This is a genomic window from Virgibacillus sp. M23 (assembly GCF_034190895.1).
GTDB classification, from domain to species: Bacteria; Bacillota; Bacilli; order Bacillales; family Amphibacillaceae; genus Virgibacillus; species Virgibacillus salarius.
Window position 1 is genome coordinate 1 of sequence record NZ_JAWDHA010000075.1, and the last position, 19,964, is coordinate 19,964.

21 protein-coding genes and 2 other annotated features are annotated in these 19,964 nt (G+C 38.4%); of the genes, 14 read left to right on the plus strand and 7 right to left on the minus strand.

The features are described 5' to 3' along the window. Window positions 1-217: 217 nt before the first annotated feature. Both RVS70_RS19335 and RVS70_RS19340 read right to left on the minus strand, forming a co-directional pair. On the minus strand, window positions 218-1,081 hold the full coding sequence (locus tag RVS70_RS19335) for a fructosamine kinase family protein (RefSeq protein ID WP_321134490.1): 864 nt from the start codon (window positions 1,079-1,081) through the stop codon (window positions 218-220). 330 nt (window positions 1,082-1,411) lie between these two features. Continuing rightward, window positions 1,412-2,449 carry a PTS transporter subunit IIC gene (locus tag RVS70_RS19340; RefSeq protein WP_205389525.1) on the minus strand — a complete coding sequence of 346 codons (1,038 nt, stop codon included), beginning with the start codon at window positions 2,447-2,449 and terminating at the stop codon, window positions 1,412-1,414. A gap of 445 nt (window positions 2,450-2,894) precedes the next feature. Between RVS70_RS19340 and RVS70_RS19345 the strand changes: the two genes are divergently transcribed. Continuing rightward, window positions 2,895-3,449, plus strand: a complete 555-nt coding sequence (locus tag RVS70_RS19345; protein WP_026682402.1) for a nitroreductase — start codon at window positions 2,895-2,897, stop codon at window positions 3,447-3,449. Window positions 3,450-3,629: 180 nt separating this feature from the next. On the opposite strand, the gene ddlA is transcribed toward RVS70_RS19345, so the two are convergent. From ddlA to RVS70_RS19365, 4 genes are all read right to left on the minus strand, one after another. Continuing rightward, window positions 3,630-4,730 carry a D-alanine--D-alanine ligase gene (gene ddlA / locus RVS70_RS19350; RefSeq protein WP_321134493.1) on the minus strand — a complete coding sequence of 367 codons (1,101 nt, stop codon included), beginning with the start codon at window positions 4,728-4,730 and terminating at the stop codon, window positions 3,630-3,632. Between the two features lie 793 nt (window positions 4,731-5,523). Then, complete coding sequence (locus RVS70_RS19355; RefSeq protein WP_321134496.1) at window positions 5,524-5,835, minus strand: hypothetical protein; 312 nt, start codon at window positions 5,833-5,835, stop codon at window positions 5,524-5,526. Beyond that, window positions 5,828-6,397, minus strand: coding sequence for a hypothetical protein (locus RVS70_RS19360; protein WP_321134498.1), 570 nt, complete (start codon window positions 6,395-6,397; stop codon window positions 5,828-5,830). Before RVS70_RS19360 ends, RVS70_RS19355 begins: the two co-directional genes overlap by 8 nt. Before the next feature lie 64 nt (window positions 6,398-6,461). Next, the gene (locus tag RVS70_RS19365) at window positions 6,462-7,136 is read right to left on the minus strand and encodes a hypothetical protein (protein ID WP_121604466.1); all 675 of its coding nucleotides are present in this window, start codon (window positions 7,134-7,136) and stop codon (window positions 6,462-6,464) included. Between the two features lie 304 nt (window positions 7,137-7,440). On the opposite strand from RVS70_RS19365, the gene RVS70_RS19370 reads away from it, so the two are divergent. The 11 genes from RVS70_RS19370 to trpA all read left to right on the plus strand — a co-directional run bounded on the left by RVS70_RS19370 (window position 7,441) and on the right by trpA (window position 17,972). Continuing rightward, window positions 7,441-8,466: a hypothetical protein gene (locus RVS70_RS19370; RefSeq protein ID WP_321134500.1), complete on the plus strand. Its 1,026-nt coding sequence runs from the start codon at window positions 7,441-7,443 to the stop codon at window positions 8,464-8,466. 1 nt (window position 8,467) lies between these two features. After that, complete coding sequence (locus RVS70_RS19375) at window positions 8,468-8,884, plus strand: Mov34/MPN/PAD-1 family protein (RefSeq protein WP_121604464.1); 417 nt, start codon at window positions 8,468-8,470, stop codon at window positions 8,882-8,884. Between the two features lie 58 nt (window positions 8,885-8,942). Continuing rightward, window positions 8,943-9,086, plus strand: coding sequence for a hypothetical protein (locus tag RVS70_RS19380; RefSeq protein WP_161629283.1), 144 nt, complete (start codon window positions 8,943-8,945; stop codon window positions 9,084-9,086). An 836-nt stretch (window positions 9,087-9,922) separates the two neighbouring features. Beyond that, on the plus strand, window positions 9,923-10,627 hold the full coding sequence (locus tag RVS70_RS19385; protein ID WP_121604462.1) for a hypothetical protein: 705 nt from the start codon (window positions 9,923-9,925) through the stop codon (window positions 10,625-10,627). 124 nt (window positions 10,628-10,751) lie between these two features. Further along, window positions 10,752-11,001, plus strand: a binding site (T-box leader). A 57-nt stretch (window positions 11,002-11,058) separates the two neighbouring features. Continuing rightward, window positions 11,059-11,326, plus strand: a binding site (T-box leader). 287 nt (window positions 11,327-11,613) lie between these two features. Next, entirely contained in the window at window positions 11,614-13,020 is a 1,407-nt protein-coding gene (trpE, locus tag RVS70_RS19390; RefSeq protein WP_414617182.1) for an anthranilate synthase component I, read from the plus strand. Beyond that, window positions 13,001-13,600, plus strand: a complete 600-nt coding sequence (locus RVS70_RS19395) for an anthranilate synthase component II (RefSeq protein WP_026682394.1) — start codon at window positions 13,001-13,003, stop codon at window positions 13,598-13,600. Before trpE ends, RVS70_RS19395 begins: the two co-directional genes overlap by 20 nt. Then, window positions 13,584-14,609 (plus strand): anthranilate phosphoribosyltransferase, encoded by a 1,026-nt coding sequence (gene trpD / locus RVS70_RS19400; RefSeq protein ID WP_026682393.1) that lies wholly within the window; start codon window positions 13,584-13,586, stop codon window positions 14,607-14,609. The genes RVS70_RS19395 and trpD overlap by 17 nt, the downstream gene beginning before the upstream one ends. After that, complete coding sequence (gene trpC / locus RVS70_RS19405) at window positions 14,610-15,401, plus strand: indole-3-glycerol phosphate synthase TrpC (RefSeq protein WP_321134504.1); 792 nt, start codon at window positions 14,610-14,612, stop codon at window positions 15,399-15,401. After that, the gene (locus RVS70_RS19410) at window positions 15,391-16,023 is read left to right on the plus strand and encodes a phosphoribosylanthranilate isomerase (RefSeq protein ID WP_321134505.1); all 633 of its coding nucleotides are present in this window, start codon (window positions 15,391-15,393) and stop codon (window positions 16,021-16,023) included. The genes trpC and RVS70_RS19410 overlap by 11 nt, the downstream gene beginning before the upstream one ends. Then, window positions 16,001-17,197, plus strand: a complete 1,197-nt coding sequence (gene trpB, locus RVS70_RS19415) for a tryptophan synthase subunit beta (RefSeq protein WP_026682390.1) — start codon at window positions 16,001-16,003, stop codon at window positions 17,195-17,197. Before RVS70_RS19410 ends, trpB begins: the two co-directional genes overlap by 23 nt. A 1-nt stretch (window position 17,198) precedes the next feature. Next, the gene (gene trpA, locus RVS70_RS19420; protein WP_121604460.1) at window positions 17,199-17,972 is read left to right on the plus strand and encodes a tryptophan synthase subunit alpha; all 774 of its coding nucleotides are present in this window, start codon (window positions 17,199-17,201) and stop codon (window positions 17,970-17,972) included. 265 nt (window positions 17,973-18,237) lie between these two features. Here the strand turns inward: trpA and RVS70_RS19425 are convergent, their stop codons facing one another. Next, window positions 18,238-18,438, minus strand: coding sequence for an SHOCT domain-containing protein (locus RVS70_RS19425; protein WP_026682388.1), 201 nt, complete (start codon window positions 18,436-18,438; stop codon window positions 18,238-18,240). Window positions 18,439-18,603: 165 nt separating this feature from the next. Between RVS70_RS19425 and RVS70_RS19430 the strand changes: the two genes are divergently transcribed. Together RVS70_RS19430 and RVS70_RS19435 are read left to right on the plus strand one after the other, a co-directional pair. Next, window positions 18,604-19,299, plus strand: a complete 696-nt coding sequence (locus tag RVS70_RS19430) for a DUF421 domain-containing protein (protein ID WP_026682387.1) — start codon at window positions 18,604-18,606, stop codon at window positions 19,297-19,299. Window positions 19,300-19,381: 82 nt separating this feature from the next. Next, entirely contained in the window at window positions 19,382-19,537 is a 156-nt protein-coding gene (locus tag RVS70_RS19435; RefSeq protein ID WP_080668733.1) for a DUF1540 domain-containing protein, read from the plus strand. The last annotated feature ends 427 nt before the right edge of the window (window positions 19,538-19,964 follow it).

A 19,964-nucleotide genomic window follows, 5' to 3' on the forward strand; every position in this document is an offset into this window, starting at 1 on the left:
TTAGTTGAGGCCGTGCCCGCGGAAAGCGAAGTAATTAGTCGGAGCATTGCCAATATACATCAAACATTTCAAAATAACTACTTGGCTTAACGCAGTCATTGCACTGATTTTATACTTTCTTAACTTTTAAAAAAACTAGGACCTAAACCTAAAATAGCAGAAAAAACATGAATAAATACAAGAACATCATAAAATGTCATGATGCAGCTCCTCCAAATCAACCAACGAATTTGTTTAAGATCGTATCTACATGAGGACCATACATTTCTCCAAAAATATTTAAATGAACAAGTAAATAATAAAGTTGATAAATGGCTTTACAATCCTCATAATAACTACTCACTGGGAATCTTTCCTCGTAAGCTTGGTAAAATGAATTCGAAAACCCGCCGAATAGCTCAGTAAATGCTAATTCAAAATGCCTGTCCCCAAATAAGAACGAAGGGTCAATTAAGAATGGAGCTCCATTACTTCCTACAATCCAATTCCCTCCCCATAAATCACCGTGTAAATAAGATGGAGTAACATGATCGGGAACAAACAAATCTAATTTATCTATTAATTTATTCAACTGTCTTCTTCGTTTACCGGTAATTTGATTTCGCAGTATCCCCAGTTCTAGTTGGCTATATAAACGGCATTCTCGATAATACGCTTGCCAACTTGTATAAAGGCCATTTACTTGCGAGAGTGTTCCCACATAAGTATTACTAGAGAACCCATGCTTGTCTCCTTTATGACAATGCATGCTTGCTAATCGTTCACCCAATAGTCTTTCCGTATCCTTATGTTCTTGCCCACTAACCCACTCCAATACTAAGTATGCTCTCTCTTGTTGATCGGAATAAGCAATTACTTTTGGTACATCAATGGTATTTGTATCCTTTATCAATTGAAGACCCTTGGCTTCCAGCTCAAAAAAACGGTTTGGGGCATTTGGATGATATTTAATAAAATAGTTGTTTCGATCTGTTTTTACAAAATAGCTCTCATTGATAGACCCACCTGCTACGCGCTTAATCTTATAGATAGAACTTTCATCTCCTGCTTGTTTCACTGCCTCTTTCAATAATGGATTCATTGTAATCCCCCTTTGCAAAAACGTTGTGTAAAACTAAACATGTGATTTATCAAATCTCATGTACAGTGAAGCTTCCATCCGGTTTTTACTGAAACAAATACGTACAAAGGCTTCATTCGCCACGTCCTGTGGCAACGCCTTTGTGACCTACTTCCATGTAGGCCCGAACCAATCGGACATTTACTGGCAGTTGTTCCACACTTCCCATTTCGGTTTCTCTTTATTGCTTGACCGGGGGCTTACTGCCAGTCATATGTGGCGATAAATTTAATAGCCAAAACAAGCTTGAATTACAATAACTAGCCTCTAAAACCTATTTATTCTTTGAATCTATTCATACGTAATCTTCATATCACCAGGTTTAATCAAACCCTTCTTTCTTAGGTATTCAGCACTCAGTAGACTGATAAAAGCTGGGGCTATAATATGTAAAACAATGACACTCCAAACCACATGCATGGAGAAGCCCATGGATTCAAAAGTCATAATCTGACCTACAAAGCCGCTTGTACCCATCCCTGCTCCAGAAGGATTATTCGTTAATTCTAACCATACCGTAGCAAATGGTGCGAGTATTGCCCCAGCAATTGTTGGTGGCAACAGGATAATTGGTTTTTTTAAAATATTAGCAACTTGCAGCATCGATGTTCCAATTCCTTGAGCTATAACTCCGCCAAAACCGTTATCCCGATAACTAGCAATTGCAAAACCGACCATCTGGGCAGAGCAACCAATCGTTGCCGCTCCAGCCGCTACACCATCCAAAGATAGCATAATTGCAATCGCCGCTGATGATATGGGCGCCGTTAAGGCAAGTCCCATTAGCACAGCTACTAAGATTCCCATAATGAACGGCTGCTGTTCTGTGGACCAGTTTATCATCTCGCCAAATCCTACCATAAATTTATTGATAGCAGGACCAATAAATGTACCAACTGCAAAGCCAGATATAATTGTTACCAAAGGTGTTATTATAATATCTACACGCGTTTCTTGATATACCATTTTACCAAACTCTGTAGCTATTAGCGCAGTAACATAACTCCCAGCTGGTCCTCCTAATTCGGCACCAAAGGCACCTGCGAATAATGCTGAGAACAAAACAAGCGGTGGCGCTTTCAATCCATAGGCGATCGCTACCCCTATAGCACCTCCCATTACTTTCGTATCCATTGCAAAATTACCCATCTCAATTAGTGCATTTGCCAAATCAGGAGAAGCCAAAATAATAATCTTTTCTCCTGCTGTTTTTATAATGAGCCCAATAATTAGAGACGAAAACAAACCTAATGCCATATAACTTAACGCTGTTATAAAATACGTTTTTCCAGATAGCGAAACCCCTTTACGCGTCAGAAAATTTTTCATGCTGACCTCCCATTTTTGTGAATTAATTCACATATTTTCCAATGAACGACAGCTTTGCTGTTTAATTCACTATCTATTATTGCGTTAAACGTTTCTCGTATCAAGTAGAAATATTCTAGCAACGAAACAACAGATTAGAAAACAAAGCTAATAGGACTGAGCAAAAATATTTATTCAAAGAAAAACCAATAGAAATGATAATGATTGTTCATGCCTTATTTCGCATTGAAGTATAAAAGATGGCTTCATAAAGTGGAACTTCATTGGTTTCACTTTTGCTTGGAGTGGAGGTCTCCAGTTATATGCGGGATAAACTGATTACTGAACAAAATACTGCAATTTTTGAGCTAATTTGCTTTTCTTCTTTTAATCGGCTACAATTTAACTGAAAATAATTATCAATTAACTGAGAATAATGCAACACAAATATAAGGAGATGTAAACCATGGAATTTACTGCAACTAAATCGCAGCTTGCCAAAGTTATTCGGGAGCGTCGCGCAGTTAAAAAAGGCTATAACCATGAAGAAGTAAAAGAAGAAACGGTATTTGCTTTGCTCCAAGATGCTATCTGGGCTCCAAACCACGGCATGCGGCAGCCATGGCGCTTTATCTTTGTTGGACAAGATAGGCGGCCTGACTTCGCAAAAAAAGTTGCTTCCACTTATCCTGAAGAAAAACAACAAAATCGGGAAGATTATTTGAATGAACCAAATGCAATTTTGGTGGTTGTCATGGAAGAAGCAGAAATACAGAAGCAATGGGAAGAGAATTATGGTGCCGTTGCTTGTATGATCCAGAACTTTTGGTTATTAGCTTGGGAAAAACAGCTCGGCGTCGTTTGGAAAACCAACCCACATATCTATGATCCAGCTGTTAAGGATATATTAAAACTGAAAGAAAATGAAAAGATCATCGGATTCCTTCATTTAGGTTATTTTGATGAAAAACCAGCTATCAAAGAACGAACACCGATAGCAGAAAAATTCACCACATACTAACATAAAAAGGGCAGTCGCAAAAGACAGCCCTTTTTTCTATACAGCTTGTTTCACCGACAATGGTTCAGCCTCCCCTTGTCGTGAGCAATATCCTGCTATTCCAGTGTCTTCATACATTGCTCTCCACAAGAAGTGCCTATATTAAGATATCTTTTTTTGATATCCCCATCTACCATCCTATTAATCCCATTTCGTACTCTTTAATTGGTTATCCTGCTCATGCCGTTCAATGGCAAGCTCAATTAATGTATGAATTAACTCCTTATATGGAAGCCCACTTACTTCCCAAAGCTTTGGATACATACTTATTTTCGTGAAACCTGGTAATGTATTCACCTCATTCACATAAATTTCTTCATCCTCGGTTATGAAGAAATCAACTCTAGCCAACCCTTCACAAGCCAGTGCCTCAAATGCCCTTATCGCCACTTCCTGCACACGTTCTGTCGTTTCCTTAGGTACATCAGCAGGAATGGCTAATTCTGCCCCTTTTTCATCGATATATTTTGATTCATAGGAATAGAATTCGGATTGCGGTAAGATTTCTCCTAGCAATGAAGCCTTTGGTTCTGCATTTCCTAAGACAGAGCATTCAATTTCCCTGCCAATAATATTTTCTTCCAAGATCACTTTATGATCATACTGGAAGGCTTCTTCGATCCCTTTATAAAACTCTTCCTCTGTTGTTACTTTACTTACCCCAACAGACGAACCTTGATTAGCCGGTTTGATGAAAATTGGCGTACTCAATTGTTCTACTGCATATGAATAAGAGATTTGCTGTTTCTTAGCTTTGGAATAAACAAGCCCTTTAGCTACATTTATTCCTACAGCCTTTAAAAGGCGCTTTGCTATATCCTTGTCCATACAAACGGAAGAACCTAATACACTGGAACCAACAAAAGGAATATTAGCTAATCTCAGCATTCCTTGTATACTACCATCTTCACCTAAAGTACCGTGAACGATTGGAAAAACTGCATCGAGTTGATCAATTTGGATTGCATTTGATGCGTGAATCAATTGGTTATCTCGTTCACCAGGAACTATAGCCACGGTATCGTTCGATTTATTTAATTGAATAAGCTTTGGATTTTCTTCGTGAAGTAAATAGGATGACTGATCATTTAAATGCCATTTCCCTTCTTTATCAATCCCAATTAGCACTACGTCATACTTATCTTTATCAATTGCCTCAACAATATTTTTAGCTGATTGAAGGGATACTTCATGTTCAGCAGACTTTCCGCCAAATATGATACCTACCTTTTTCTTTACCATTCTCCTCCGTCCTTTCCTGCATACAAAACTTTAAATAAAGTGAAACTTCAATCTGTGGGGTTTTGTTTATTCCCCACTGATTGTTAGTACCACAAGGGTATGAGCTAAAGGCCCTAGAACCAATCGGACATTTACTGGCAGTCGACCCTACATCTACTCATATTGGTTTCACTTTTTGCTTGGAGTGTGGTGTCTTACTGCCAGTTATATGCGGGATAAAAACTTCACCACATCGGTGGCAACGCCTTTATAACCTAAATCCATGTAGACTTGAATAAACTAAATTAATTACTGACAGCTATCCCTTCAATTTCAAAATGTTGCTTTGGAGGTAAGGGATATGGTCAATAATTCTATCATATACTAGGATTATAGCGATATAATAAAAATAGCACAAATTAGCTTGGATAAGAAGTTTTACTACTAAAATTGTATTAAATCGCAATACGGATTTATTGTTTATGCCTTTACTAATCGTATTCATTAAACAAGTACGTTTCCTTAAGTGTTGCAGAATTGGATTGCTTAAAATTCATCTTTAGCTGTTCACCATTGCTATTACTTCTCTATAGATCTGGATTCCATAGCATTTTGTATTTCAATTGAAAATAGTATTGGCTTTGCTTTATTTGAAGTATGTAGTTACCTACACGGGGTAGAATGGAAGATGAATAAAGTGAAACTTCAATCTGTGGGGGTTTTACTGCTAGTTATATAATAAATGAATGATCGTTTACGGAGAAAAGTTAGGTATTCATCGTAAAATCTACCATTACACAAAACTCTCTCATTCTCATGAGCTCCCTTCCCTTAAAACGCGAATAACTTCTTCAAACCCCTCTCTACTTTCCGCCAATCCTACATCAAGCTCGGAAATGATCTCATCGATCTTGGCTGATTCAACTTTCTCATTCCTATCGCTCCTATGCAGACCACTATCTAGTTTCATGAACATATACGTTATGATCAATTGAAGTGTACGATCTTCTAAAAAAATAAAGCTATTATTCTGATCCTCCCTGTTTACACTTAACTCTTCCATGTTCTCTTTTATATATTGTTGAAGAAATCGTTTAAAATGTGTATGCATTTCTTGATTATTCACTTTCATCATCCCCTTCTACCTTACCACTAATATTTATATGGTTAAGAGCCTCCATCCCACCTTCGATTTCATCACCATAAGTGAATCCCATCATACTTCCTGTGTAGGAGGATTGCGGATTCCACTTCACTTGAAAATTTGCGAATGACAGCGTCTCTGTTGGATTTAATGCTTGTGATTGAATCGGCTTAAGCCAAAATTCTTGTTTATCGGTAGGGTCATTTATTCGCTTCCATGCATTGGCTAATTTCATTTTCTGCTTTGAGTCCTTATATACATATTTTCCTGAAAAGTCAAACACATTATTAGGAGATACCTTTAGACAAATATAGAGATTAGTTAACGGTTTCTCTCCCACATTTTGAATATGATACGACCCAAGTGCAAAATTATCGAATCCCATTTCATGTTGAACATTTAAGGAATAGGTAAAATAACTAATAACGCGCAAGTCTACATTTTTCTTTGCCTCGGAAGCCAACCATTTTATTTCCTTCATGTATGAATGATTCATTTCTTTCCATTCCGTAATCAGCTGCCTTACTTCTTCTATGCTCCCCAATTCGATCACCTCCAAAAAAGTTAAAGAGAGGAGCTGCTCCTCTCTTTATAACTATGCTGGAAACTTAATCGTTATCACCATCATCATTGTTTGGAAACACTACTGGACACTGCGGCGGAATTGTTGGTGCAGGGCATGGAGGAATTGGAAGCATATCTCTCGGTTCACAGAATTCAGCAACAATTTCAAGTGTCACATCAAATGTTGATTGAATGCTTTGACATAAACGAACAGTAAGCGTGACATCAAGCTCATTAGGATGCATTGTATCGTCACAACAAGCTGTACATACAAAGCAATCTAAATCTGTGTAACTTACATCAATATCTGTTCCTTCTGGTGCACAAAGAATCACTTGTTCACAACGAGTGAATTCTGCCTCCGTTACCTCTACTGTCCCTCCTCCAAGTTCTGGTATTAGATCAACAAAAACAGTTACTTCAAAGTTTTTACGAATGTTTACCAGTTGTAAGGTTACCTCCGTGCCATCAATGACTAACTCCTGATCTACTCGATCCAAAATGACAATTGGCTCCATAGCAGCAGGCGTAACTGTACATGTTACTGTATCGATATCGATATCCTCACATGTTAATTGCTCCCCAGTATTTGGATTATGCGGCAATTCCAAATCCATTAGGTTTAAATCAAATGTTGCTTCATTAAGAATCCAGTCATATACCTTCTCTGTATTAATACATAGGAGTTCCTGACCTCCAGATAAATTATTTGCTTGCATTATTGCAAACACCTCCGAATAAGATTAATTTCTTTCACTGGTAGCCTATGAATAAAGCCCCCAAACGGTATAGTGATATAGCGGAATTGTCATGATAATCGTGGATTTAGGTAAATGTCATAATCATAACGGCATCCGTACAATTTAAACATCAAATGTGACTGTATTTAGCTTAAATCGTGAAAGTTGTGCATAAAATGAGTATGTCAAAACAATTATGTTTTGCTATTTCAAAAATGCACATTTGTCACATATTGATGTTTCATAAATAGTATATTAATGTGCTGTAAAAGGGTGAATGAAAATGTATCGATATGAACTGTATAATGTTGATGATATTGATCAATTAAAAAAGGAGCTCGATGCCTACAAACAAACAGTTAGAGCCATGACAGAGGGAAAATTATTTGAAGATTATTTTAAAACGAAAGATGACTTTTACGATTTAAAGATGAAAATTTTTGAATTAGAAGGAGACATGAAGGCTATGGAAAATAATTATCAAGAAGAAATTTCCAATCATCAAATGGAAGAGCAGCATCTCACTAACCAGCTTACATCTATTACTGATTTCTTACAGCAATTAAGGCAAGACGCACAACTGATTAAACAGCAATTTGAACAACTGCCATTTGTCGAGCTTTCGGAAAAGATAAATCAATTAATAAGTAACCAAAACACAAATGCCATGGAACAGAAAATAGAACTGGAACGTTTGAAAGAAGAAATCTCGCAAATCAAAGAATTATTGAAGCCTAAGGAGGATAATACTGCTAAAAATAATCGTTCAGCTAAGAGGTCAGACTACAAACAATTACAGGGCATACTACAATTCCCCAACAATGTCGAGCAACCCTTAAACAAAAAAAAAAATAACCAAGTAAATAGACAGCACTATAGTCGTACAAAACCAAACAACGAAAAATCTTATTATACACATGCTAACTCACAGGAATCTGAAACAATATCCATGAGTAAGGCAAAGAAGACGTACCGAAATGCTCAATACGAATTAAATAAAAATATTATTACTCGCACAGTAACTCCCAAAAATAAATCACAAGAGCAAAAAGAAGAAAGCCTCGATACAGACAGCACCTTACCTACTACTGAAGACACTACTCCTGTTGAAAATAATCTATCCATTGAAAATAACGTAACAGAAGAAAATATACCAAGTACGGAAATAGAAAAAGAGCCACTAGAAAGTATTACAGAATCCAGTGAAGAAATGCCAATAGAGGCAACGAAAAGTAACTCAGAGCAATCAGCCGAATCAACTAAAAAATCAGACTTCACTTCACTTCTTTCCATTTTCAAAAGAGGGTGAGATGAACTGTAAGCAGATCATTATCCCACTATCCATACACAATCAAATGGTTGAACACGGCGTCTCAACCTTACCCTATGAGGCATGTGGCTTGTTAGCAGGAAATCAGACGAACGTTCAATCTATTTGGCAATTAAAAAATGAATGTAAGTCTGATAGACGTTTTTTTGTAAGTAAGCATAATGTTGAACGTACGTTGAACAGAATTAATGAAGAAAAGCAAGATGTTTTAGCTATCTATCATTCTCACCCTTTTACAGCACCAATACCTTCCACATTAGATATTATTAACCACCCCGATACCGATATAAAAATGATCATTATATCCTTTAAAAGAGGTTCTCCCACTGTGAGATGGTATCGAATACGTGATACGAACTATGAAGAATGCCTTTTTCGCATAGAATCCTCACGATAGCCCGACCATTCCCACAAAATAATACTATAATACATTATAAAACCTAAGGAGTTGAGATATGTTGAAGGCAAAAGAAATAAAGAAAGCAAAAAGCAGCTATAAAAAATTAAAGACGCCAACGAAGCCAATTGTATTAAATTCATCTTCATCAATTAAAAGAGGAATGTTTCGAAGAGGCGGCTGTTGCGGTAAAATAAAATAAATTTACGAGAAAACCTATTACATCCTCCGAATAGGTTATAAGAACGGTCTAGAATAAAGATTTTACACTCATTTAAATAACACTTATTTCTAGAGGCTACCTTATTGGAAACTAGGGTTATAGTACATTGAAATGTATATAGTACCTACTTATTATTTATCTATATACACGATTAGACGATAACCCTATTTCTCTAAGGAGCCTCCTTCTTTATATTTTCATAACCCAAATCACTCTTTTGAAACAGCAAAGACAGATTTATCAAATGCCTATTATATATACCTCTCCGAAAACATGAGCTTAAAAAAGTGGAGCTGGTCTAAAAGTCCGCTCCTTATCTACATAACTAAAACATCCGTGGTTATTATTAACAAGACTCCAAAGAATTCTCCAGTTAGACCATATGTTGATTACAGGAAATCATAACTTTGGACAGCCCCTTTAACATAACCGCTAATGTGATAAATAAAGTGAACCCTCCATCCGTGGGGGTTTTATTTATCCCCCACGGATTGTTCGTACCAAAAGGGTATGACCTAAAGGCCTTTGAACCAATCGGACATGTACTGGCAGTCGACCCTCCACTTACCAATAGTGGTTTTCCTTTATTGCCTGAAGCGGGGGTCTTACTGCCAGTTATAGGTGGGATAAATAGACCAAAAGATCTGCAGTACATCATACAACCACCTATGTTCCAAGTCCTCGAATTATATGTATGCTGGGGAGATGACTTAATAATTAAAAAGTCCAATCACAAAGCACCTTTAGCTAATAGTATAATCTTGAAAATAATATTTTATTTTCGAAACAGAATTCGTGAAAGGAGGGGGGATGTAATGTCCTCTAAATGTTTCAAAAACGTTGTAGTGGTTGACAAAAAGAAAAAGCACAAACCACAAAAACATCATTCATGCTGTAAACGTGAAACTTGTAAATGTAATTTCAAGAAACCAGAACCTAAAGTAACTAAACTAAACAGTGATTGTTTCGTAGTGAATTCCTTGGTAGGTTCAAAAACCGTTCAGAAGGTAGCAGAGACAACACTTCCGATCACATTATTCCCTAACTTACCTGTTATAGGTGATATTGTGTCAATTACTGTTGTACCAGATTTAGATAATATTACGCAAAACGCTAGAATAATCAAGGATAAAGTAGTAAATATTGGCGTTGTACCAGCAACTATTTCTGTCTCGATTGCCGGTGTAGCTTTACCTGACGTTCTTACTACAACTATCCCATTCCAAGCGCATACGGACTTCCCAGGAGCTTGTCCACAGGATATGCTACAGGAAACGCCACTTGAAGTCGAAGGCATCTTCACGCAACCAGGAGTTGAAGTTGTCGATGCCACTGGTACAGGACTTATCGAAGGTATATTAGTAAAGATTGTATTACGTACAACGATTACCGTTACACGCCAGGTCATCAAAGATCCGGAGGGGAACTTCTGTGATGTAGATCCTAATCGCTGCGAGAAAACAGCTACTCCTCCATCATTTATGCTACCAACACCACCAAATGGTAATGGAGGAGGCTAATAAAAACTAGTCATCCAACAGAATCGGTGACAAAATAGTGTCACCGATTCATCTATTGTATAAAATAAGGGTTGACTTCCAACCTAATTTCTCTTAATATTAATTCCAATAAATAATTCCATGAATACTAGCAATGATGAAGAGTAGTAATCTAATCGAACACAGGAGAGAGCTGATGGCTGGTGAGAATCAGTGTGCTTCATTAGATGAATGGACTTCTGAGCTTCCAAACCGAACCATACGTGCAGTAGGCTTTGGCGAATTAATCTCATCGTTATCTGAGATACATATATGAAGCTACGTAAAGCTTGATATTGCTAAAGTGAGCTGTATTTCAGCTAATAAAGGTGGTACCACGGTCCCTCGTCCTTTGTCGGATGAGGGACTTTTTGCATTTAAAATGGAAAACTGCTGTTGAAAAGTAAATAGAATGGAAATCGTTGCGTAAGAGAAGTAAGCATTGTAAAAGCATTAAAGAGAGCTAGCGGTGGTGGGATGCTAGTATGTGGAACTGTGCTGAATGGACTTACAAGAGGCCTCCTGAACAGAAGTAGGGATGCACGGAGCTCCGCCGTTATACGGATAGAATATCGGATCAAGCATTTCAATTTTTCGAAAGCATTTTCCCGTATTCGAATAAAGATAAAAAGTCTACACTTTTTAACAGAGGTGGCACCGCGGTCCCCTATCGTCCTCTATAAACACAAATCATGTGTTTATAGAGGATTTTTTTATAGTCTAGGAAAGTATAAAATTTGTCCATGTGGTGTTGAGCCATGTCCAGCTCCAGTACCCAGAAACTAGGCGACTCGCCCTAAGCTAAGTCATCATCAGCTCGTAAGCTCACCGTGATTCCTTTATCTCGGTTGACTCACTCCAGTCGCTACGTTTCTAATTGAGCGCTTACGCTTTTGTGCTTACTTCATCATCTAGGGATGCATGATCTAATCACAACAAAACGAATGATTAATCTAAGAAAGGATGAAATGGCTTTGAAAAAAGAAGCAACGTATAAGCTTATGAAACTAAATGCAGATACATTAACCCCTATTGAATTATTCCAACGATTAACAGGTGAGAAAAAATTCCTACTGGAAAGTACCTTTCAACATGAAACGAAAGGAAAGTATTCCTTTATTGGCTGTCATCCATACGGAGAGATTATTGGCTATGATGATACAACAGAACATATTGATTATATCAACCATACAGATAAGACAATCGATCAAAACGCTTTAACCTACTTGGAGGAACATTTACCTCACATTTCCATTGATTTACCGCTTCCCTTTTACGGCGGAGCAATTGGCTATGTTGGCTATGATGCGATTCGATCGATAGAAGATATTGGTGAAACGTTAACGAATGATTTAGCCATGCCGGACATTCATTTTATGCTATATAAAAATATCCTTGTATTCGATCATGCTAGTGAAATTCTTTATGTGATCGCAATCCGGGTCGATGCAGATCAAGCAAATGATTTGGATTATCAATTGGAGCATTTACGAAAACAGATTCAGCAAACGAACCCTACTAGTAATCAGCAAGAAACACCATTTACCTTTTATCCTGAAATATCAAAAGAAGCTTTTCAGCAACAAGTTGTAGCAGCAAAACAGCATATTCAGCAGGGTGATATTTTCCAGGTTGTGTTATCTCAACGCATGAAGGCAACATTCGAGGGTGATACCTTTTCCTTTTATCGGCAGCTCCGGAAAGTAAATCCATCTCCGTATATGTTTTATATCGATTTTGGTGAGTATTTAATTCTTGGAGCATCGCCAGAAAGCTTAATAGAAACGCGCGGTAGGAATGTAATGACGAATCCAATTGCAGGAACAAGACCTCGTGGGAAAACACCGGTTGAAGATGAGCGGCTTATGAAGGAACTATTAAAGGATGATAAAGAAATTGCCGAACATCGTATGCTCGTCGATTTGAGTAGAAATGATCTTGGTCGTATATGTGAGATTGGAAGTATTCACATTCCAACCTACATGACCATTGAAAAATATCAGCATGTCATGCACATCGTCTCAGAGGTGCACGGAAAGCTTCGAAAAGGTTGTAGCTCCTTTACTGCATTAATATCCTGTCTGCCCGCAGGAACGGTATCTGGAGCACCTAAAATTAGGGCGATGCAGATCATTAATGAATTAGAAGGAACAAAAAGAGGTGTCTATGGTGGAGGCATAGGCTTTATTAATTATAATCATGACGTAACGATGGCGCTGGCAATTCGCTCACTTGTAGTCAAGGAGAAGCATGCTTACCTACAGACTGGGGCTGGAATTGTACATGATTCCGAACCTGATAAAGAATATTTGGAAACACTGTTTAAGGCTAAATCACTTATGGAGGTGTCTACTAATGATTTTACTACTGGATAATTATGATTCCTTCACGTATAACATCTACCAATATGTATCTGAAGAAGGTTTCCAGGTAAAAGTTGTCCGAAATAATTGCGTTACCGTTGATGAAGTAAAAGCGCTCAAACCACAGGCAATCATTATTTCTCCAGGTCCTGGCCTGCCAGATCAAGCTGGTGTCTGCCTGAAAATAGTCAACGCATTCTATCAGCAAATTCCCATTTTAGGCATTTGTTTGGGGCATCAAATTATCGGTGAGGCATTGGGTGCTTCACTTCGGCAGTCCAACCAAATTATGCATGGAAAGACATCACTAGTTACACATAATGGAGCTGGTATCTTTCAATATTTATCACAGCCGCTTGAAGTCATGCGCTATCATTCGTACGTCCTTGCTGAAGAATCACTTCCTCCGCAGCTTGAACTAGTGGCAACATCATTGGAGGACAAAGAGGTGATGGCTATACAGCATCCCTTTTACCAAGTATACGGGGTGCAATTTCATCCAGAGTCCATCGGTACAGCCGTCGGTAAGAAAATGATCCATAACTTTATTCAAGGAATAAGAAAGGAGAATCCCTATGAGAACTTATCTTGAAAAATTATTTCATGGACACCATTTAACCGTTGATGAAATGAAAAAGGTGGCGCTTTCCTGCCTGAGTAATTCGATAACAGAATCTGAAATCGCCGCTTTATTAACCGCATTACAGGTGAAAGGAGAAACTCCTGATGAAATAACTGGCTTGGTAGAAGTCATCCGCTCTCAATCATCATATCATACAACAACGATTGAAAATGTCATGGATAACTGTGGAACTGGAGGTGACATGTCGGGAAGTTTTAATATTAGTACCACTTCTGCATTTGTGATTGCTGGTGCAGGAGTTCCAGTTGCTAAACATGGAAATCGTAGTGTTTCTAGTAAAACTGGGAGTGCAGATGTTTTAGAATCTCTTGGTGTTTCTTTATTTTTAACACGCGCACAAGTAGAAGAATCATTGTATAAAAATAACATCGCCTTTTTATTCGCCCCACATGTGCATAACGCACTAAAGCCATTTACAAAGGTTCGCAAAGACTTAGGATTACCGACCATTTTCAATGTCATTGGCCCATTGACTAACCCAGTTACGTTGAACTCGCAATTTATCGGCGTTTACCGTAAAGACAAACTGGAGATTGTAGCTCAAGCATTACGTAACTTAGGTAGAGAACGAGCAATTGTTGTCAACGGTGCTGGGGGTATGGATGAAGCATCACTTTCAGGCGAAAACCATCTTATCTTGCTTGAAGGTGGAAAACTAAAATCCTTTAGCTTACACCCAGAAGAAGTAGGGTTACCTGTTTACTCTTATGAAGAAATTCAAGGTGGGGATGCGAAGAAAAACGCTGCGATTACGAAAGACGTGCTAAAAGGTCATTCAAGCGCTTATTTAGATACAGTCATTTTAAATGCAGGGCTTGGACTCTATGCACATGGGACAGCATCCTCTATTCAGCAAGGAGTAGAGTTAGCGAAAGAGAGTATTCGCTCTGGCAAAGCGTTAGCATGTTTAACAAGCTTAATTGACTTTAGTAAGAAATACGCAAGTGAGGTGGTATGAATGACTGTTTTAGAGAATATTATAGCAAGCAAACAAATCGAGGTAGAGCGGCTATTGCAAGTATCTATCCCCTTCCATGCTGCCAAACAACCGATCCCTTTTAAGGACACAATAGCTACTTCCTCCGAGGTACAGATTATTTCGGAAATAAAACGTGCCTCCCCTTCCAAAGGAGATATAAGAACAGAGATTAATCCAGTTGCACAAGCAAAACAATATGAAGCATGTGGTACAGCAGCCATATCTGTCTTAACAGATACAACCTTTTTTAAGGGTTCGATGGAAGATTTGCAAGCAGTTGCTGAAGCGGTTCGAATACCCGTATTATGTAAGGATTTTATTATTCATCCCATCCAAATTGATCGCGCTAAAGCCGCTGGTGCTTCCATCGTCCTGTTAATTGTTGCCGCATTATCTAAGCAACAATTACACGATCTATATCATTATGCTATAAACAAAGGGCTTGAGGTTATTTGCGAAGTACATCAAGTCACAGAATTGGAAGTTTTACTAGAGTTAAACCCTGAAATAATTGGGATTAATAACCGAAATTTAAAAACCTTTGAGGTCGATTTACAAACAACAGCAAAACTAGCAGCTCTTATTCCACATAGAGATACATTGATTATTAGTGAAAGTGGATTTCGTACCCGTTCTGATGCGCTTTTGGCACGCGATGCTGGTGCAGAGGTGTTACTTATTGGTGAAACATTAATGCGCGCTACTAACGTATCAAAAGCCTTTAATGAATTAAAAGTTGCAAAGGAAAGGAGTACAAAGCATGCACGTTAAAATATGCGGCATTCAGTCTGTTGTGGCTGCACTAGCAGCTGTTGATGCTGGGGCTGACTTCATTGGCTTCGTGTTCGCCAAAAGCAAGCGGTCCATCACTCCAGAAGTTGCTGCTGACATTGTAAATATCCTTCCTCGTTCAGTTAAAACGGTTGGTGTCTTTGTAAATGAAAGGCTTGAAACAATGAATACGATAGCTTCACAAGTGCCACTTGATTATATCCAGCTCCACGGTGAAGAATCCGCTGCTGCTGCTAACAAATTAAATAGCAAAATCATTAAAGCATATCCAGTGGATGCTCAACACGTATCTCGTATCGAAGCCTATCCATGCGATTTCTACTTATTAGATGGACCCGTACAGAAAAGCCCAGGTGGTAATGGCATTCCATTTGATTGGAATTTATTTAATCATTTACCAATACCAAAAGACAGAATCATGATCGCAGGTGGTCTTACACCGGAAAATGTTGGAGACGCCATTCGAACACTTCATCCATATGCTGTTGATGTATCAAGTGGAGTCGAAACGAACGGTAACAAAGATCCAGAAAAGATAAAACAATTTATAGCTAATGCAAAACGAAAGGATGAGTTTCATGATAACCTACACAATGCCTGATTCACATGGGAGATTCGGAAATTTCGGTGGAAGATATGTTCCGGAAACATTGATGCCTGCTTTGCTCGAGTTAGAAGAGGCGTATGAAGAGGCAATAAATGATCCAACATTTTGTAAGGAATTAAACGACTATCTAACCCACTATATAGGTAGAGAAACCCCTTTATATTATGCAGAGAACCTTACAAAGAAGTTAGCGGGGCCACAGATTTATTTAAAACGTGAAGATTTAAACCATACAGGGGCACATAAAATCAATAATACGATCGGGCAGGCTCTGTTAACACTTCGAATGGGAAAGAAAAAGGTTGTTGCAGAAACAGGTGCTGGACAACATGGAGTAGCTACTGCAACGGTTTGCTCTTTGCTTGGTCTCGAATGTGTTGTATTTATGGGTGAAGAGGATATGCGGAGACAGAAGCTGAATGTATTTCGGATGGAACTTTTAGGTGCAGAGGTACGTAGCGTCAAAAATGGAAGTGGCACCTTAAAAGATGCAGTCAATGATGCACTTAGATATTGGGTAGCAAATGTTGAGGATACACATTACATTCTTGGATCTGTTGTTGGCCCTCATCCATTCCCGAAAATTGTTCGTGATTTTCAGTCGATTATTGGCAAGGAAACAAAACAGCAAATCCTCAAGCAAGATGGTTCATTACCAGATGCTATTATTGCATGTGTAGGTGGAGGCAGTAATGCGATGGGAATGTTTTATCCTTTTATTGAGGATGAGCAAGTAAAGCTGTATGGTGTCGAAGCCGGAGGAGCTGGATTAGATACAAACCAGCATGCATCTGTATTAGTACATCCAAGCCCTGGGATATTACATGGAACGATGACGAATTTACTACAGGATACACACGGTCAAATTCAAGAGGCCTTTTCGATATCCGCTGGACTTGATTATCCTGGCGTCGGCCCAGAACATAGTCATTTAAATGATACGAGGCGTGTAGCATATGTATCTATTACTGACGATGAAGCGGTAACTGCATTTCAAACATTATGCCAAGCCGAAGGCATTATTCCGGCATTAGAAAGTGCACATGCGATTGCTTTTGCTGAAAAACTCGCCATGCAAATGGATTCGGAACAAACCCTAGTAATTTGCCTCTCTGGCCGCGGAGATAAAGATGTTGAGCAAATAAAACACGTATTGGAGGATAAATAGGATGGGAAAAGAGAGACTGGTTAATTACCTCAATCAATTACAAAATGAAAATAAAAATCTTTTTGTACCCTATATCATGGCTGGTGACGGTGGACTGAATAAGCTAAAGGAGCGTACGTTGTTTTTGCAAAATTGCGGTGTAGCTGCGATAGAAGTTGGGATTCCCTTTTCTGACCCTGTCGCAGATGGACCAACGATACAGAACGCTGGAAAACGATCACTTGATAATGATACGACGTTAACAGCAGTGCTAGAAGAACTCGAATCCTTTAAGGATGAGCGTACCGTACCAATAATTATTATGGCATATAGTAATCCTATATATCGGTATGGTATTGAACGCTTTACTGCATCCTGTGTTCATGCTGGGATAGATGGACTAATTATACCAGATCTCCCACTAGAGGAAGAAAAAATGGTAACAGATGCGCTCCAACAAAGTTCTGTTGCATTCATTCGGCTGGCAGCGTTAACTAGCTCTAGGGAGCGAATTAAAACGTTGGCTCATCGGTCAGAAGGGTTTCTTTATGCCGTCACCGTTACAGGTACAACAGGCGTAAGAACATCTTATGAAACTAAAGTAAAGACATATCTACACCAACTAAAACAACAAAGCCCTGTTCCTGTTTTAGCGGGGTTTGGCGTGTCCACTAGCAAACAAGCAAAAGAGCTTAGTTCTTATTGCGATGGCGTTGTTGTTGGAAGTAAGATTGTCGACCTTTTTCACGAAGGAAAAACAGAAGAAATTAAACAACTGATCCAAGCAAGTATTTAAGTAGATCGGTCTTCACGATTTCTTAGCTTGTAGAAAAACCCCAGTGTTTTCTACAAGCATTTTTTGTGCGTGGTGTGAGTGAACGCCCGCGTCTTCCCCGTAAAAACCACACTGTGTGATCTCGGATCGCCCGCTTTCTACAGGATAAGGGAAGGCTTCTGTAGCCTTCTGTAGCTATACATCGCAAGCAGAAAAAGCACTCTTCTTTTTCAAGGAATCTCCTAGTATTCGCAGCTCTTCACTGAAAGGACATTCCTTTAGCATTTTATTTTCCTCTACGCTTACGAGCCCTTTCGTAGACCTCTTGGCTTATTTCTCCACGCTGATAGCGCCTCTCTAAAAGCTCGAGGGAATCACTCTTCAGATTGTTTTTGGCACGAAAGCGAATAATAATTACGATAATGATAAGTACTAAGCCAATCGACAACCAAAAACGAATGGTTGGATCAATAAAAATTGTATACATTTAACCACCTCTACCCTATTTGCTTTATTTTAAATATCATTCCAAGAGAACATTCATTTCATTCTCTAATGTAGCTACTAATATTTTGAAAATACCATGTGAATACTTATATATTTTTTATATTTATCCATACTACGTAACCAGAAGATTATGAGGAGGCCTTTTATGGTGGTATATATTGGGAAAATCATTATGTTATATCTCCTTACCATTATCATCATTCGACTAATGGGTAAATCAGCCTTTGCTCAATTAACTGCACATGATTTAGCCGGTGTTTTTTTCGTTGTGTCACTAGCTGCTGGTCCTCTAGTTACAAATAGCTTCACTAATGCAATAACAGGCCTTCTTGTTATTGGTACAATTCATATTATCCTTTCAAAGCTTACACTTGTTAATTGGTTAAATAAATTTTTTATCGGTCAGCCAACAATTGTCATCAAACATGGAAAACTAATTAAAGCTAATCTAAAGCGCTCTCATTTCACCTTAACTGGTTTATTGTCAAGTATTCGAGAAAAGGGGTATTCCGATATATCCAATATAGACTATGCCATTATTGAACCTAGTGGAGAAATCAGCATCCTTCTAAAACAAGAATTTTCACCTGTCACTCCAATGCACTTAAACATGGAAACGAAATACCAAGGTCTACCAATAGCTGTCATTATCGAAGGAACCGTACAATATCATAATTTGCAGCTTATGAACAAAAGTGAACAATGGTTAAAAAATAGGCTAGAAGCTGTTGGTTATCCAGACCAAAAAACAATTTTTTATGCTGCTGTTCGTGATACAGATCATTTATTAACCATTGATAATGGTAGTGGCATCCTTGAAGTGCATCAACAAGGAAAATAGCCTCCATAATACAGCAGGTATTTGCTTCCTATTATTTTTTTAGAGCTTATTGTCAATGCTAAGAGAGAGGGAGGTGTGTGAAATGGCAAAAGATGTGCTTTGCGAAGTAAACAATTGCACGTATTGGGGCGAAGGAAATGTTTGTAATGCTGATCGAATCTACGTGGTTACGCACAAACAAACGAAAGCAAAAACAACGGAAGAAACGGATTGTAAGACATTTGTCGCCAAAAGCTAAGCATCTTCACCTCTAGAGAAGAACAAGTATGACCGGGGATGTCTCATATAATTCGTTTAGATACAGCAACTGGATTAATGAGACTCCCTGTTATTTATTTTTGTCATAAACAGTTTGGTTTCTATCTCACTGATTGTTCGTACCACAAGGGTATGACCTAGGCCTTTGAACCAATCGGACATTACATTAACTGGCAATAGACCCCCTATTTATCCATAATGGCTTCCCTTTATTGCTGGAAGCGGGGGCTTACTGCCAATTATTTGTGGGATAAACTTGCTTTTTCATTTGTCTCTAATAAGAAAAACTGAGCAAAATTCGCTCAGTCCTTATCACTACATGCTCAGATTTACGCTTCCTCTAGTAGCTATTATGGAATAATAGCTACTGCTTGACCACCACTCCGGCTGCCCACTTCCCTTTCCGT